12 protein-coding genes and 1 pseudogene are annotated in these 14,793 nt (G+C 65.8%); 6 read left to right on the top strand and 7 right to left on the bottom strand.

The annotated features are described in order from the left end of the window. Window positions 1–36: 36 nt before the first annotated feature. Entirely contained in the window at window positions 37–1,215 is a 1,179-nt protein-coding gene (locus tag KI242_RS17530) for an aminotransferase class I/II-fold pyridoxal phosphate-dependent enzyme (RefSeq protein ID WP_212805388.1), read from the top strand. A 211-nt stretch (window positions 1,216–1,426) separates the two neighbouring features. Here KI242_RS17530 and KI242_RS17525 read toward each other — a convergent pair whose 3' ends face one another. The 7 genes and pseudogenes from KI242_RS17525 to KI242_RS17495 all read right to left on the bottom strand — a co-directional run bounded on the left by KI242_RS17525 (window position 1,427) and on the right by KI242_RS17495 (window position 8,729). Next, window positions 1,427–2,212, bottom strand: a complete 786-nt coding sequence (locus tag KI242_RS17525) for a hypothetical protein (protein WP_053158903.1) — start codon at window positions 2,210–2,212, stop codon at window positions 1,427–1,429. Window positions 2,213–2,288: 76 nt separating this feature from the next. Further along, window positions 2,289–2,639: a DUF2493 domain-containing protein gene (locus tag KI242_RS17520; protein WP_041752297.1), complete on the bottom strand. Its 351-nt coding sequence runs from the start codon at window positions 2,637–2,639 to the stop codon at window positions 2,289–2,291. Next, a pseudogene (locus tag KI242_RS17515) lies at window positions 2,627–4,329 on the bottom strand (Na/Pi cotransporter family protein). Before KI242_RS17515 ends, KI242_RS17520 begins: the two are co-directional and overlap by 13 nt. 28 nt (window positions 4,330–4,357) lie before the next feature. After that, window positions 4,358–4,558, bottom strand: coding sequence for a hypothetical protein (locus KI242_RS17510; RefSeq protein WP_019095481.1), 201 nt, complete (start codon window positions 4,556–4,558; stop codon window positions 4,358–4,360). 124 nt (window positions 4,559–4,682) lie between these two features. After that, window positions 4,683–7,394: a magnesium-translocating P-type ATPase gene (gene mgtA / locus KI242_RS17505; RefSeq protein WP_011061631.1), complete on the bottom strand. Its 2,712-nt coding sequence runs from the start codon at window positions 7,392–7,394 to the stop codon at window positions 4,683–4,685. Window positions 7,395–7,677: 283 nt separating this feature from the next. Beyond that, window positions 7,678–7,968 (bottom strand): hypothetical protein, encoded by a 291-nt coding sequence (locus KI242_RS17500; protein ID WP_011061630.1) that lies wholly within the window; start codon window positions 7,966–7,968, stop codon window positions 7,678–7,680. A 410-nt stretch (window positions 7,969–8,378) separates the two neighbouring features. After that, entirely contained in the window at window positions 8,379–8,729 is a 351-nt protein-coding gene (locus tag KI242_RS17495; RefSeq protein WP_011061629.1) for a hypothetical protein, read from the bottom strand. A 546-nt stretch (window positions 8,730–9,275) separates the two neighbouring features. Between KI242_RS17495 and ltnD the strand changes: the two genes are divergently transcribed. The 5 genes from ltnD to otnI all read left to right on the top strand — a co-directional run bounded on the left by ltnD (window position 9,276) and on the right by otnI (window position 14,572). Then, a complete protein-coding gene (ltnD, locus tag KI242_RS17490) occupies window positions 9,276–10,181 on the top strand; it encodes an L-threonate dehydrogenase (RefSeq protein WP_011061628.1) in 906 nt (301 codons plus the stop codon). A gap of 10 nt (window positions 10,182–10,191) precedes the next feature. Further along, on the top strand, window positions 10,192–11,484 hold the full coding sequence (gene otnK / locus KI242_RS17485; protein ID WP_011061627.1) for a 3-oxo-tetronate kinase: 1,293 nt from the start codon (window positions 10,192–10,194) through the stop codon (window positions 11,482–11,484). Then, complete coding sequence (locus tag KI242_RS17480) at window positions 11,481–12,119, top strand: aldolase (RefSeq protein WP_011061626.1); 639 nt, start codon at window positions 11,481–11,483, stop codon at window positions 12,117–12,119. The genes otnK and KI242_RS17480 overlap by 4 nt, the downstream gene beginning before the upstream one ends. Window positions 12,120–12,304: 185 nt before the next feature. Then, complete coding sequence (locus KI242_RS17475; protein WP_212805387.1) at window positions 12,305–13,768, top strand: SLC13 family permease; 1,464 nt, start codon at window positions 12,305–12,307, stop codon at window positions 13,766–13,768. Between the two features lie 21 nt (window positions 13,769–13,789). Beyond that, complete coding sequence (otnI, locus tag KI242_RS17470) at window positions 13,790–14,572, top strand: 2-oxo-tetronate isomerase (RefSeq protein ID WP_011061624.1); 783 nt, start codon at window positions 13,790–13,792, stop codon at window positions 14,570–14,572. Window positions 14,573–14,793: the final 221 nt, after the last annotated feature.

The following is a 14,793-nucleotide window of genomic DNA, read 5'->3' as shown; positions in this document are numbered from 1 at the left end:
AGGGTTCTGGCTGAAGCATCTTTCATGGAGAAAGCGATGCGCTATTCAGCCCTGACCCAACGGATTGCCGGAGAAGGTTCCGCCGCCTGGGATATCCATTACCGAGCTTTGGCCTTGCGCGAGCAGGGGCGCGATGTGCTGTTGCTGACCATCGGCGATCCGGATTTCGACACCCCCCGGCCGGTGGTCCAGGCGGCCATCGACAGCCTGCTGGCCGGTGACACCCACTATTCGGACGTGCGCGGCAATCTGGCGTTGCGCAGTTGCATCGCCCGTTGCCACCACCAGCGCACCGGGCAGATCGTCGATGCCGAGCACGTGGTGGTGCTGCCGGGGGCGCAGTGTGCGGTGTTCTCCGTGGCCCAGTGCCTGCTCGACCCGGGGGACGAGGTGCTGGTGGCCGAGCCCATGTACGTCACCTACGAAGGGGTGTTCGGTGCCTGTGGCGCCACCGTGGTGCCGGTGCCGGTACGGGCCGAGCAGGGCTTTCGTCTGGACCCGCAGGAAGTGGCGGCGCGCATCAGCCCGCGGACCCGGGCCATGCTCATCAACAGCCCCAACAACCCCTCCGGGGCCAGCCTGTCCCTTGATGACTGGCAGGTCCTGGCGCGGCTGTGCATGGAGCATGACCTGTGGCTGGTTTCCGACGAGGTCTACGGCGACCTGCTGTACGAAGGCCAGCACCTGAGCCCGGGCGGTCTGCCGCGAATGGGTGGGCGCACCGCCACCATCAACAGCCTGTCCAAGTCCCATGCCATGAGCGGCTGGCGGGTGGGCTGGGTGATCGCTCCGCCGGTGCTGGTCGGGCACCTGAGCAATCTGGCCCTGTGCATGCTCTATGGCCTGCCGGACTTCATCCAGAATGCGGCAGTGGTGGTGCTGACCCGCGAACTGCCGGAACTGCCACGGATGCGCGACGAGTACCGCCAGCGCCGCGACCTGGTGTGCACGCTGCTCGGGCAGTGCCCGGGCTTGCGGCCAGTGCTGCCCGATGGCGGCATGTTCGTCATGGTCGACGTACGCCGCACCGGGCTGGGCGCCCAGGCGTTCGCCGAGCGACTGCTGGAGGGTTATGGGGTTTCGGTGCTGGCGGGCGAAGCCTTCGGCCCCAGCGTGGTCGGGCACATCCGCATTGCCCTGGTGCTGGACCGCGAACGGCTGGCCGAAGCCTGCCGCCGCATCGCCCAGTGCACCGCGCAACTCCTGGCCCTGTAGGAGCCGGCTTGCCGGCGAAGAGGTCCCAGAGCCCTGCATCGCCCTTGCCGACGCCTTCGCTGGCAAGCCAGCTCCTACGGTGCAACGCAACGCCGAGCGTACCTTGCGTAGGAGCCGGCTTGCCGGCGAAGAGGCCCTTGAGTCTTCCATCGCCCTTGCCGACGCTTTCGTTGGCAAGCCAGCTCCTACAGAGGTGGGGCGCTTTCGGGGGTTAGAAGCGCAGGGTCGCGCCGGTGGTCAGCCAGCGATCGCGGTCTTCGGTCAGGTGCTGGCCAACGATCAGGTCCAGGTCCAGGTGCTGGCCCAGATGCAGGCGCGGGCCGGCCTGCCAGCCCTGTTCGCCGCCGCGTTGGCCGTAGCGCTCGGCAATCAGGGTCAGGCTCTGGGCCAGGTCGTACTCCAGCCCGCTGCCCCAGGCCCAGCGGTGGCTCTGGTCGCCGTCGTCATAGGCGTGGGCCCAGCCGGCATTCAGGTTCAGGCGCAGGCTGGCAACAGGGCTGAAGGTCAGTGGCAGGGCGAGGTCGCCACCGTCGAAGCTGTGGCTGCGGTTCAGGGCCCAGTGGGCGGAGCCGGCCAGGGCCAGTTGCAGGCCCAGGTCTTCACGGTCCAGCAGGGCCAGCTTGACCTGGGGGCTGAGCTGGGTCTCGCCCTGGCCGTCGGCCTGCTGGCGCTGCATCGCGGCCCCCAGTTGCACCCAGGGCAGTTGGCTGAAGGTGCAGGCCGGGGCCACCACGCTGGTGTGGCTGGAGCCCTGGTGGCGGGTGCTCTGGTACCAGACATCGACATTGCATTCCCCGGGAGCGTTGATGGCGCCGTCGTCCACCACGTAGGCGCCGCCGGCGGCCTGAGCCTTGGAGCACAGGGCCAGGGTGGCGGTCGCGCTGGCGGTGAGGGCGAGGAACAGCAGGTTGCGCTTGAGCATGCGGCTTTTCGCGGCAGGCAGAGGGTGGCCAAAGGCGCTGGAACGCGAGGGGCGATGTGGGGTGTGCTTGGACATGGCGGATCTCGTTCTGGGTTGGGGCACCGGTGCATCTGGCGTGCGGGCCGGTGCAGAGGGTGGCGGCTTGGGAGGCTTACTGGTCGGCCATCGACAGAACCTGGATCTGCCGGGCCCGGGCCTGGGCCAGCAGTTCTTCGGTGTCTTCCCCACCGGGCAGGGCGAGGACGATGTCGGGGCGGCTGTCGGCCAGCATGAAGGCGTTGCGCAGGCGTTCGGCGTGCTTGCCATGGCGTTGCCAGTTGGGCGGGTAGCGGACGATGTCGGCGCCGATGTCCCGGGCCCAGTCCTCGATATGGGCGCCGAGGAACTGGCTGCCGCCATGAATCACCACGCGGGTTTCATGCAGGCGCTGAAAGGCGTCGAGGACCTGGCGGCACCGGCGGTCGTCGGCGTAGTAGCGGCCGGCGCAGATCAGGACGCGCATGGGCTGTTCTCCTTTACCGGGCTGATGCTGGTCTCGCCGGGCAGCGGTTCGTTGAGGTAAGCGTGCTCGATGTCCCGTTCACCGGCGCGCTCCAGGGCCGGGTAGGCCAGGGCGGCGATGTGGTGGTGAACCCGCCGGTAGTCGCGCAGCAAGCGCTGGAAAATGTCCCCGGATTCGGCCCAGGCGCCACGGTCTTCGCGCAACTTGCGAAAGTGCTCGCGGCTGGCGGCGGCTTCCAGGCGCCGCACGTTTTCCTTGCGCGCCACCAGTTGGTGGGCGGTGGGCAGGTCTTCGCGCAGGAACACGGTGATGGCCAGGCTCAGGCTGTCCAGCAGTTCCTGGTGCAGCGGGTACAGGGTGCTCAGCTCGAACTCGGAAAACGGCTCGCCACGGCGCAAGCGCCGCGCGGCCAGGTGCGCCAGGCTGGTGGCGAGAATGTCCCCGGCATGTTCCAGGTTGATCACCAGCAGCAGGATTTCCTGGGAGCGGTCGGCATCCTGGTCGCTGATGCCTTCCTTGCCGATATCCGCCAGGTAGGCGCGGATCGCCGCGCTGAGCAGGTCCAGGGACTGATCGATATGGCGAACCTGATCGGCATTGGCCTGGTTGGCGGTGCGAAACAGCTGCAGCACCCGGTCGAGCATGCCCGAGAGCATGTCGGCCATGCGCAAGGCTTCGCGGGCGGCGTTGGACAGGCCGATATTGGCCACTTCCAGGCCGGCTTCGTCCAGGTACAGCGGCATGCCCGGGTCGGTCACCGCGGCCGGGGCCGGCAGCAGCCGGGTCAGCAGCTTGGCCATTGGCCCGGTGAAACCGATGAACAGCAGCGCCAGCACCAGGCTGAAGGCGGTGTGCAGGGCCACCACCAGCAGTGCCGGAGGCAGTTGCTCGATGACGTGCCACTGGCCCAGGGTGGCGATCCAGGGCATCAGCAGCGCCGCTCCCGACAGGCGCACCAGCAGGTTGCCCAGGGGCAGGCGCCGGGCCACGTTGCCGCTGGCGCTGAGCAGCGAGGGCAGGGTGCTGCCGAGGTTGACCCCAGCACCAGGGCCATGCTGGTGGCCGGCGACAGCAGCCCAGTGCCGGCCAGCGAGGCAATCAGCAGCACCACGGCAACGCTGGAGTGGCACATCCAGGTCAGCAGCAGCGCCACCAGCAGGGCCAGCAGCAGGTCGCCGTCGAGGCTGGTCATCACCAGCTGGAACACTGGGGTACCTTCCACCGCCCCCAGGGTCGCGCCGAGCATGCCCAGGGCCAGCAGCATCAGGCCCAGGCCGATCAGTGCGCAGCCGATGCTTTCAAAGCGCGAATCGTCCCGCAGGCGAAAGCACAGGAAGCCCGCCAGCAATGCCACGGGTGCCGCCAGCGAGAGGTCGAGGCTGAGCAGCTGGACCACCAGGGTCGAGCCGATATTGGCCCCCAGCATCACCGCCAGCGCCGGGGCCAGGCCCAGGGTGCCGGCGGCGGTGAAGGAGCTGGCCATCAGGCTCACCGCAGTGCTGCTTTGCACCACGCCGGTGATGCCGACGCCGCACAGCAGCGCCAGCCAGCGGTTGTTCAGGTGTTGCCCGAGCCAGTGCCGCAGCGGGCTGCCGAAGCCCCGCAGGAGTGAGCCGCAGATCATCTGCGAGCCCCACAGCAACAGCGCGATGGCGCCGGCCAGGTTGATCAGAAGAGTAGTGCCCGACATGAGTATTCTCCCGGGACTGTGACAGGTTTCAGGCAATCGCCAGGCGCAGCGAGGCGCGGGTGATGGCGGCGCTGAACCCCAGCAGGAAACGCATTTCAACGGCGCTCAGCAGGCCCCGCACATAGAGGCGGATGCTCAGGCGGGCGAGCAGCCTGGCGCAGGCGCACAGGCCGCAGACCAGCAAGGCCTTCAGGCCGCGTTGCAACAGCGAAAAAGGTTTGAAAAACATGGCGATGCTCCTTTCGGGCGAACAGCGTCGCCGTCGACAGGGCGCTGGCCGCGCCGACGGTGGCATCGTTGGTTTGCTGTATCTGGTGCGACCGCCCTGGGGCGGTCGCACCGGGCTCAGGCCCTTAGAACCACTGCTTGAAGCGGCGGATGTACAGGGTCTTCATGGTCTGGGCGACCACGCAGTAGCTGAGCAGGGTACCCACCAGCCAAGGGAAGTATTCCCATGGCAGCGGCACCAGGCCGACCATGCTGCCCAGAGGCGAGAAGGGCACATAGATACCCAGTGCCATCACCAGGCCCGTGGCGAGCATGACCGGCAGTGCCGCGGTGCTCTGGATGAACGGGATCTTGCGGGTGCGCAGCATGTGCACCACCAGGGTCTGGGAGAGCAGGCCTTCGATGAACCAGCCGGACTGGAACAGGGCGGCCATTTCCACGCTGTTGGCGGCAAACACGTACCACATCAGGGCAAAGGTGGTGATGTCGAAGATCGACGAGGTCGGCCCGATCCACAGCATGAAGCGCCCGATGTTCTTGGCGTCCCACTTGCGTGGCTTGCTCAGGTATTCCTTGTCCATCTTGTCCCACGGCAGGGCCAGCTGGGAGAAGTCGTACATCAGGTTCTGCAGCAGCAGGTGGATCGCCAGCATCGGCAGGAACGGAATGAAGGCACTGGCCACCAGCACCGAGAACACGTTGCCGAAGTTGGAGCTGGCGGTCATGTTCAGGTACTTCATGATGTTGCCGAAGGTCTCGCGACCCTTGATCACCCCTTCCTCCAGCACCATCAGGCTCTTTTCCAGGAGGATGATGTCCGCCGATTCCTTGGCAATGTCGGTGCCGCTGTCCACCGAGATGCCGACATCGGCATCGCGCAGCGCCGGAGCGTCGTTGATGCCGTCGCCGAGAAAGCCCACGGTGTGGCCGTTGGCCTGCAATGCCTTGAGCACCCGGGACTTCTGCAGCGGGGTGAGCTTGGCAAATACCGTGCGCTCTTCCACCAGGCGCCCCAGCACTTCGTCGTCCATGCGCTCGATGTCACGACCCAGCAGCGGCTCGCCGACCTCCAGGCCGACCTCGCGGCAGATCTTCGCGGTGACGATGGCGTTGTCACCGGTCAGTACCTTCACGGTGACCCCGTTGTCGCGCAGGGCGGCAATCGCCGGGCCGGCGGTTTCCTTCGGCGGATCGAGGAAGGTCAGGAAGCCTTCGATCACCAGCTCGCGTTCGTCGCTGGCGCTGTACTGGTTCTTGATCTGGTCCCGGGCGATGTCACGGGTGCCCACCAGCAGCACGCGGAAACCGTCGCGGTTGTAGTCTTCGGCCAGTTGCAGCAACTCGGCACGCAGGGCAGCGTCGATGGTATGGGTGACACCGTTCTTGCGGACCCGAGTGGCGGTTTCCAGCATTTCTTCCACCGCGCCCTTGCACACCAGCAGGTGGTGGCCGCGGGCATCGGCGAGGATGACCGACAGGCGCCGCCGGACGAAGTCGAACGGTAGCTCATCCACCTTGCGCCAGGCGGCAGGAGGGGTGAAGTGCGGGTTCTCCTCGGCGAAGCTGACCACTGCGCGGTCCATCAGGTTCTTCATGCCGCTCTGGTGGTAGCTGTTGAGCCAGGCCAGTTGCAGCACTTCATCGCAGCGGCTGCCGCTGATGTCGACGTGATGTTCGAGGATGATCCGGTCCTGGGTCAGGGTGCCGGTCTTGTCGGTGCAGAGCACGTCCATGGCACCGAAGTTCTGGATCGCGTTGAGGCGCTTGACCACCACCTTGCGCTTGGCCATGGCCGAGGCGCCCTTGGCCAGGTTGGCGCTGACGATCATCGGCAGCATTTCCGGGGTCAGGCCGACGGCCACTGCCAGGGCGAACATGAAGGCTTCGGCCCAGTCGCCCTTGGCGAATCCGTTGATCAGCAGAACGATGGGCACCATCACCAGCATGAAGCGGATCAGCAGCCAGCTGACGCTGTTGACCCCGCGGTCGAAGGCGGTCTGGGTGCGGGAGCCGACGATGGAGCGGGCCAGGGAACCGAAGTAGGTGCGCGAGCCGGTGGCCACGACCACGGCGGTGGCCGTGCCGCTGACCACGTTGGTGCCCATGAAGCAGATGTTCGGCAGGTCCAGCAGGTCTTGCTGATCGGCGGCCTGGGCGGTGGCGGACTTTTCCTGGACGGCGCCCAGGGTGTCGTACTTTTCAACCGGCAAGGCTTCGCCGGTGAGCACCGCCTGGCTGATGAACAGGTCGCGGGATTCGATCAGGCGGATATCGGCAGGGATCATGTCACCGGCGGACAGCTGGATGATGTCGCCCACCACCAAATCGCGCATCGGCACTTCACGCACCCGGGCCTGCATGCCCATCTGCTCGCGGCGCAGTACGGCGGCGGTGGTCCGTACCATGGCCTTGAGCGCTTCGGCGGCCTTGGCCGAGCGGTGTTCCTGCCAGAAACGCATCAGGCCGCTGGCCAGCACCATCACCAGGACGATGATGACCCCGGTGAGATCGGTTTCTTCGCCGGCCTGCAGCGGCAGCCAGAAGTCGGTGAAGAAACTGATACCGGTCAGGGTCATCAGCACATAGATGAAAGGGTTGTTGAAAGCCTGGAGCAACTGCACCAGAGCGTGTGGCGGACGGTCGTGGGCGACCTCGTTGTGGCCGTCCCGTTGCAGGCGGCCCTCGGCATCCAGTTCAGTGAGGCCGGCGGTGGTGGAGTTGACGTTGGCCAGGGTGACGGCCAGGCCGTTCTGGGCTTCGCGGGCGGCACGCATCGACAGCTTGTTGCTGTCACTGGTGGCGCTGGTGTTGCGGGAAGTTGGGGTTTTTACAGTCATGGTCTGTGCTCCTGCCGCCTGCTTGCGGCACGACACAGCAACACTCAACTAATTAAAGGCGAGCGAAAACATGTCGAGCCGCAGGTTAGCGATCGATTTTGATCTTGGCGTTTTTCAGGTTTTAACGTTCGCTGCTCAAACAATGAAGTTGTATGGGCAGCGAACCTACTACTGGCCTCTTCCATAACTTTCTCCAGTAACTTTATTAACTGATAGGCACTAGCACGCCGCCGAACTTAAACTTTTAAAGTTCGTTTGCAAACAACGGAAAGTTACCGCTGGTTCAGGCTGAGCTGCGTGCCCCGAGGTACAGGCCGAAGATCAGTCCGGCCTGCTGCAGGAGCAGGGCAGCGCCCCGACTCTGTGGGTCCTGGCTATCGTCGAAGCTCCAGCGTTGCTGCAACTGCCCGGTCATCGGGCAGACGCGCCAATTGGCTCGCAGGGCGGTCGAGGGGGTGGGGGCGGCACGAGAAAACGGCGAGCGCGCCAGAACCTTGGGCTCACGGCACAGCTTGACCCGCATGGTGGCGGCGAAGGCGCGAACGCCTGGCATTACAGAGGAAGTGAAGTGCATAACATTTGCCTCGCGACCGGACTGGTTCCGGGGGAGGCAAGTTACGTTGGAGCGTCAAGCCCTAGCGCAGCTTACCCGACCGCGGAGTCGAGTCCCGTCATTTTCAGGGTTAAGTGCCTGGCTCTGCGCAGCGGCAGTGACCAGACAGCGTCTAGATACTGTGTCCATTGGCTTCTTTAGTGAGTTAAACAAAGGGCCGTAATTACCGGCCCGCGCAATTTACTCAGGAGGGGTGCTGGAGTCAAGGTTAAATTGCCCTGAATCATTGGTCAGTTACGAAGTTTCAGGTGAGGTTCAGCTAAGGGTGGGAATTAGCTGATACGAGAGGCGGATATATATAAGTTTCAGATAAAGAAAGTGCCCACGACAGATGGGGATGTCATGAGCACTGAATATAGCGACGAGGATTATCAGTGCAGCAAGTGCTGGGAGATATCCTTGTAGGTCGCGCTATCGGTGGCCGCCATCAACTGCCGGCCATCCTTGAGGGTGCCGATGAAGGTCACTTCGTTTTCCGTACCCGCCATCAGGTACCCGGCCAGGGCGCCCACCGGGCCCAACAGCATGGCGCCGGCAATGCCGTAGCCCAGGGCGTCCTTGTTGGTGATGGGGCTTTCGCTGGCGATCTCCAGCGTCTTGAAGGCCGATGCCTTGACCTCGACGCCGTTGCTGTTGAATACCGTCTTGAGCCTGAAGGTGCCGTGCCGGTACTCGCCGGCGCCTTGCAGGAAATCACCTGATAAAACCTCAATCTTTGCCATGTTGAATCATCCTTATCCAAGCATAACCAGACAGGCCATTGAGCTCTCCGCCAGGGGGAGCGTCAACGGGGTTGCGATGAAGGGTGCTACCGCCAGTCAGCAGCCCTCGTTCATTCAGCCTCGGCCAGGTCACCCCGGGCCATGCTGATCCAGATCAGGGCTGTGAAGGGTTGTAGCAGCCCACGGGGCACCGGCCGTCGGCTTCCGACCAGTGGCTGGCCGGGGCCGGGCGCTCAAGGTGATGTTAAAAAATGTTAGATTGAAAAACTTCTTCACATAATCCGTTCATTGGTGGATGATCGTTCACAGCCAAAGCTCAACCTGATAACAACAGCAACAGGATGGCCATGATGATCGATTCGCTCCTGCCTCTCTCGGCACCTGCCCACGGTGCCATGCACCTTCCGGGCTTGCCGTCTGGCGCTGCGCCTGTTGCTGCCTGTGTTGCATTTGCCGGACCTGCAATCCGGATTTCCCTGTCCTGCCCGGTTCTTGCCCGGCGCCTGTCTGGCGCGGCACAGTCCTGGTCTATTTCTGGAGTCCCCCATGAATAACAACAATGTCGGTGTCATCGGTCTTGGCGCCATGGGCCTGGGCATCGCCCGGTCGTTGCTGCGCAGCGGTTTCAAGGTGCATGCCTGTGACGTCCGTGCTGCGGTCACCGAGCAGTTCGCCAGCGAAGGCGGCGTGGCTTGCGCCTCGGCGGCGCAACTGGCCGGCGAATGCGATGTGATTGTCACCGTGGTGGTCAATGCCGAGCAGACCGAAAGTGTGCTGTTCGGTGAGGGCGGGGCGGCAGCGGCACTGCGTCCCGGCAGCCTGGTGATCGGCTGCGCCACCGTGGCCCCGACCTACGCCGTGGACCTGGGCCAGCGCCTGGAGGCCCTGGGCCTGCTCTACCTGGATGCACCGATCTCCGGGGGCGCGGCCAAGGCTGCCGCCGGCGAGATGACCATGATGACCTCCGGCCCGGCCACCGCTTACGCCAGGGCCGAGGCGATTCTGGGGGGCATGGCCGGCAAGGTCTATCGCCTGGGGGATGCCCATGGCCTGGGCTCCAAGGTCAAGATCATCAACCAGTTGCTGGCCGGGGTGCACATTGCCGCCTCTGCCGAAGCCATGGCCCTGGGACTGCGCGAAGGGGTGGACGCCGATGCCCTGTATGAGGTGATCACCCACAGCGCGGGCAACTCCTGGATGTTCGAGAACCGCGTTCCGCATATCCTCAAGGCCGACTACACACCGCTGTCCGCGGTGGACATTTTCGTCAAGGACCTGGGGCTGGTGCTGGATACCGCCCGGGCCAGCAAATTCCCGCTGCCGCTGTCGGCCACCGCGCACCAGATGTTCATGCAGGCCTCCAGCGCCGGTTTTGGCCGCGAGGACGACTCGGCGGTGATCAAGATCTTCCCGGGCATCGACCTGCCCGTGGCCAAGCCCGATGCCGAGTGAGGAGCCCGTGATGACGATTTCCAATCCACGCCCGTTGCTGGGCTGCATCGCCGACGATTTCACCGGGGCCACGGACCTGGCCAACATGCTGGTTCGCGGTGGCATGCGCACTGTGCAGAGCATCGGCATTCCCAGCGCTGAAGTGGCTGCCGGGCTGGACGCCGACGCCGTGGTGATCGCGCTGAAGTCGCGCACCACTGCGGCCAGCGAAGCAGTGGCCGAATCCCTGGCCGCCCTGCAATGGCTGCGGGACCAGGGCTGCGAGCAGATCTTCTTCAAATACTGCTCGACCTTCGATTCCACCGCGGCGGGCAACATCGGTCAGGTCAGCGAGGCCTTGCTCGAGGCCCTGGGCAGCGATTTCACCCTGGCCTGCCCGGCGTTCCCGGAGAACGGCCGGACCATTTTCCGTGGCCACCTGTTCGTCCAGGACCAGTTGCTCAGCGAATCGGGCATGCAGCATCACCCGCTGACGCCGATGACCGATGCCAACCTGGTGCGGGTCCTGCAATCCCAGACCCGGCTGCCGGTGGGCCTGCTGCGCTACGACAGCATCGCCCAGGGCGTGGAGGCGGTGCGCAGCAGGATCGCCGAACTGCGCGGGCAGGGTGTTGCCCTGGCGATTGCCGACGCGCTGTCCGATGCCGACCTCTATACCCTCGGCGCCGCCTGCGCCGACCTGCCGCTGCTCACTGGCGGTTCCGGGCTGGCCCTGGGCCTGCCGGAAAACTTCCGTCGCGCCGGCAAGCTGCGCGACCTCGACGCTGCAAGCCTGCCCAAGGTAGCCGGTGGCGAAGTGGTGCTGGCCGGCAGTGCCTCCCTGGCCACCAATGCTCAGGTCGATGCCTGGCTGGAAGCCGAGCGCCCGGCCTGGCGCATCGACCCGCTGGCCCTGGCGGCCGGCGAGGCGGTGGTGGAACAGGCCCTGGCCTTTGCCCGGGAGCAGCAGGGCACGGTGCTGATCTACGCCACCAGCACGCCGGAAGAGGTCAAGGCGGTGCAGCGTCAGCTCGGTGCCGAACGTGCCGGAGCGCTGGTGGAGAATGCCCTGGGCGAGATCGCCCGGGGCCTGCGCGACAGCGGCGTGCGGCGCTTTGTGGTGGCTGGCGGGGAAACCTCCGGCGCCGTGGTCAAGGCCCTGGACGTGCGCCTGCTGCAGATCGGCGCGCAGATCGATCCCGGGGTCCCGGCCACCGTCAGCAGTGGCGGCGAGCCCCTGGCCCTGGCGCTGAAGTCCGGCAACTTCGGTGGTCGCGACTTTTTCAGCAAGGCCCTGGGTCAACTGGCGGGAGGTCAGGCATGAGCCGGGAAAACGCTCTGCGCGAAGAAATCTGTGATGTCGGCCGCAGCCTCTATCAGCGCGGCTACACCGTGGGCAGCGCCGGCAACATCAGTGCGCGGCTCGATGATGGCTGGCTGATCACCCCCACCGACATCTGCCTGGGCCGGCTCGACCCTGCAGCCATCGCCAAGGTCAACCTGGCGGGGGAGTGGGTCAGCGGCGACAAACCGTCCAAGACCCTGGCCCTGCATCGCCAGGTGTATGACCGCAATCCCGGGGTGGGCGGGGTGGTGCATACCCATTCCACCCACCTGGTGGCCTTGACCCTGGCCGGGGTCTGGCGCGAGGACGACATCCTGCCGCCGCTGACCCCGTACCAGGTGATGAAGGTCGGGCACATCCCGCTGATCGGCTACCAGCGCCCGGGTTCGCCCAAGGTCGCCGAGCAGGTGGCGCAACTGGCCAACCAGGTGCGTGGGGTGATGCTCGAACGCCTGGGCCCGGTGGTCTGGGAAAGCAGTGTGTCCAAGGCCAGCTACGCCCTGGAAGAGCTGGAGGAAACCGCGCGCCTGTGGCTGATGAGCCAGCCGCGCCCGGCACCTCTGGATCAGGCCGCCCTGGATGAGCTGCGGGACGCTTTCGGCGCCACCTGGTAAGCCCGCGACACTGCCAGCGTTTCATGCACGCCAGTCCACGGAAGCCTTCATGAGGCTTTCGCGGGGAGCGGCTTGCCGTTGAAAAACAATAACAACAGGATTTCCCGAGATGAATGACTGCATTTGCTTTACGGGTTCCCGCACCACCAGCACCCCTGCCAGCCACTGGGTGGAGGGCTTGTGCAATGAGCCCGCTGATTCTGATGATCACCGCCGGGGCCGGTATCGCCCTGTTGCTGTTCCTGGTGCTCAAGTACAAGTTCCAGCCCTTTGTCGCGCTGATGCTGGTAAGCATCCTGGTGGCGCTGGTGGCCGGAGTGAAACCGGCGGAGCTGGTGGCCACCATCGAGGGCGGCATGGGCAAGACCCTCGGCCACATCGCCATCATCATCGCCCTGGGCGCGATGATCGGCCGCATCATCGAGCTTTCCGGCGGCGCCGAGGCGCTGGCCAAGACCCTGATCGAGCGCTTCGGCAACCGGCGCACGCCCCTGGCGCTGACCATGGCCGGATTCATCATCGGCGTGCCGGTGTTCTTCGAGGTCGGGGTGATCATCCTCATGCCCCTGGCCTATGGCTTGGCCCGCAGTGCGCGCAAGCCGCTGCTGGTGTTCGCCTTGCCGATGTGCGCCGCGCTGCTCACCGTGCACGCCTTCCTGCCGCCGCACCCTGGAGCGGTGGCCGCGGCCAGCCAGCTGGGCGCGGACCTGGGCCGGGTGCTGATGTTCGGCCTGCCGCTGACCGCGCTGCTGTGCTACGTGGGCTACCGCGTGGCAGGGCGCATGACCCGGCGCAACTACCCGATGACCGATGACATCCGCGCCGAAGTCTACGGCCCGCACGTCACCAATGAAGACCTCGCCGCCTGGAACAACGGTTCCGAGCAGCCTGCCAGCCCCCAGGCGGTGGCCGCTGTGGCGCACATGGGCCTGGAAGAATCCACCGGCAGCCTGGCGGCGAAACTGCCGCCGGCGCCGCCACCGGGGTTCGGCCTGATCGTCAGCCTGATCCTGCTGCCCATCGTGCTGATCCTGCTGGGCACCCTGGCTACTTCCTTGCTGCCCCTGGAGTCCACCCTGCGCGGGGTGCTGACCGTACTTGGCGCGCCGCTGGTGGCGCTGCTGCTGGACACCTTGCTGTGTGCCTGGCTGCTGGGCTCGCGCCGCGGCTGGAGCCGCAGCCAGGTGTCCGACGTGATCGGCTCGGCGCTGCCCGGGGTGGCCATGGTGATCCTGATCGCCGGGGCCGGGGGGGTGTTCGGCAAGGTGCTGGTGGATACCGGGATCGGCGCGGTGGTCTCCGACCTGCTGCGCACCACCGGCCTGCCGGTGCTGGCCCTGGGTTTTCTGCTGACCATGCTGCTGCGTGCGGTGCAGGGCTCCACTACCGTGGCCCTGGTGACCACCGCCGGGATCATCGCGCCGCTGATCGCCACCCTCAACCTGAGCCCCAACCACATGGCCCTGCTGTGCCTGGCCATGGGCGGTGGCGGGCTGGCCATGTCCCATATCAATGACGCCGGGTACTGGATCTTCACCAAGCTGGCCGGCCTCAACGTCGCGGACGGCCTGCGTACCTGGACCGTGATCACCACCTTGCTCGGCACCTTGGGGTTCTGTATTACCCTGCTGATCTGGCCATTTGTCTGACCCTTTGTCCCAGGAGTTCCCATGCCTCGTTTTGCTGCCAACCTCAGCATGCTCTACCCGGAACATGACTTTCTCGAACGTTTCGCCGCCGCGGCGGCCGACGGCTTCACGGCCGTGGAATATCTGTTTCCCTACGACTACAGCCCCCAGGAGCTGAAACAGCGCCTGGACGACCACGGCCTGCAACAGGCCTTGTTCAACGCTCCGCCCGGCGACTGGGCGGCGGGGGAGCGGGGCATCGTTTCCCTGCCCGGGCGCGAGCAGGAATTCCGCCAGGGTTTCGACAAGGCCCTGGAATACGCCGCGGTGCTGGGCAACTCGCGGGTCCACGTGATGGCCGGCCTGCTGCCGTCCGAGAACGATCGCCCGCGGCACCACGGCGTCTACCTGGAGAACCTGGCCCACGCCACGGCCCAGGCGGCCAAGGTCGGGGTCACGGTGCTGCTGGAGCCGATCAACACCCGGGACATGCCGGGGTTCTTCCTCAACCGCCAGGACCAGGCCCAGGCCATCTGCAAGGAAGTCGGCGCGGCCAACCTCAAGGTGCAGTTCGACTGCTATCACTGCCAGATCGTCGAAGGCGACCTGGCGGTGAAACTGCGCCGCGACCTGGCCGGGATCGGCCACATCCAGATCGCCGGGGTGCCGGATCGTCACGAGCCGGACCTGGGGGAACTGAACTATCCCTACCTGTTCCAGCTGATGGACGACCTTGGCTACGACGGCTGGGTCGGTTGTGAATACCGCCCGCGCGGCAACACCTCCGCCGGCCTGCAGTGGCTGCGGGACTGGCAGGCGCGCTAAGGCTCGGCGGTGTAGCCGCCACTGCAGGTTGCGAAGCAAAAGGTATCTGGGGAGCGTCGCGCAGGCCCTGGGGGGGGCTTCGCGCATCGCTTTATGTAGCCGCTGCCGCAGGCTGCGAACGAGCCGCAGGCTCGCAGCGACTCCCCGGCCGTCGAGGCCCCTGCGGTGCCTTGCGCAGCCTGCGGCAGCGGCCACAGATGATGCGAAGGCCGCGAACGGCT

Source organism: Pseudomonas sp. Eqa60 (genome assembly GCF_018326405.1).
Taxonomy (GTDB): domain Bacteria; phylum Pseudomonadota; class Gammaproteobacteria; order Pseudomonadales; family Pseudomonadaceae; genus Aquipseudomonas; species Aquipseudomonas protegens.
Note: the sequence above shows the minus strand (reverse complement) of the source record. Positions and strands in the feature narration are given on the sequence as shown.

Coding starts and splice junctions, on each gene's coding strand:
- KI242_RS17520 (WP_041752297.1), bottom strand. CDS start 2,639: ATGCGCGTCCTGATCTGCGCCGGCCGCTACTACGCCGACGACCGCCGG.
- otnK (WP_011061627.1), top strand. CDS start 10,192: ATGACGATTTCCAATCCACGCCCGTTGCTGGGCTGCATCGCCGACGAT.
- KI242_RS17480 (WP_011061626.1), top strand. CDS start 11,481: ATGAGCCGGGAAAACGCTCTGCGCGAAGAAATCTGTGATGTCGGCCGC.
- KI242_RS17475 (WP_212805387.1), top strand. CDS start 12,305: ATGAGCCCGCTGATTCTGATGATCACCGCCGGGGCCGGTATCGCCCTG.
- ltnD (WP_011061628.1), top strand. CDS start 9,276: ATGAATAACAACAATGTCGGTGTCATCGGTCTTGGCGCCATGGGCCTG.
- KI242_RS17510 (WP_019095481.1), bottom strand. CDS start 4,558: ATGTTTTTCAAACCTTTTTCGCTGTTGCAACGCGGCCTGAAGGCCTTG.
- KI242_RS17530 (WP_212805388.1), top strand. CDS start 37: ATGCGCTATTCAGCCCTGACCCAACGGATTGCCGGAGAAGGTTCCGCC.
- KI242_RS17500 (WP_011061630.1), bottom strand. CDS start 7,968: ATGCACTTCACTTCCTCTGTAATGCCAGGCGTTCGCGCCTTCGCCGCC.
- mgtA (WP_011061631.1), bottom strand. CDS start 7,394: ATGACTGTAAAAACCCCAACTTCCCGCAACACCAGCGCCACCAGTGAC.
- KI242_RS17525 (WP_053158903.1), bottom strand. CDS start 2,212: ATGTCCAAGCACACCCCACATCGCCCCTCGCGTTCCAGCGCCTTTGGC.
- otnI (WP_011061624.1), top strand. CDS start 13,790: ATGCCTCGTTTTGCTGCCAACCTCAGCATGCTCTACCCGGAACATGAC.
- KI242_RS17495 (WP_011061629.1), bottom strand. CDS start 8,729: ATGGCAAAGATTGAGGTTTTATCAGGTGATTTCCTGCAAGGCGCCGGC.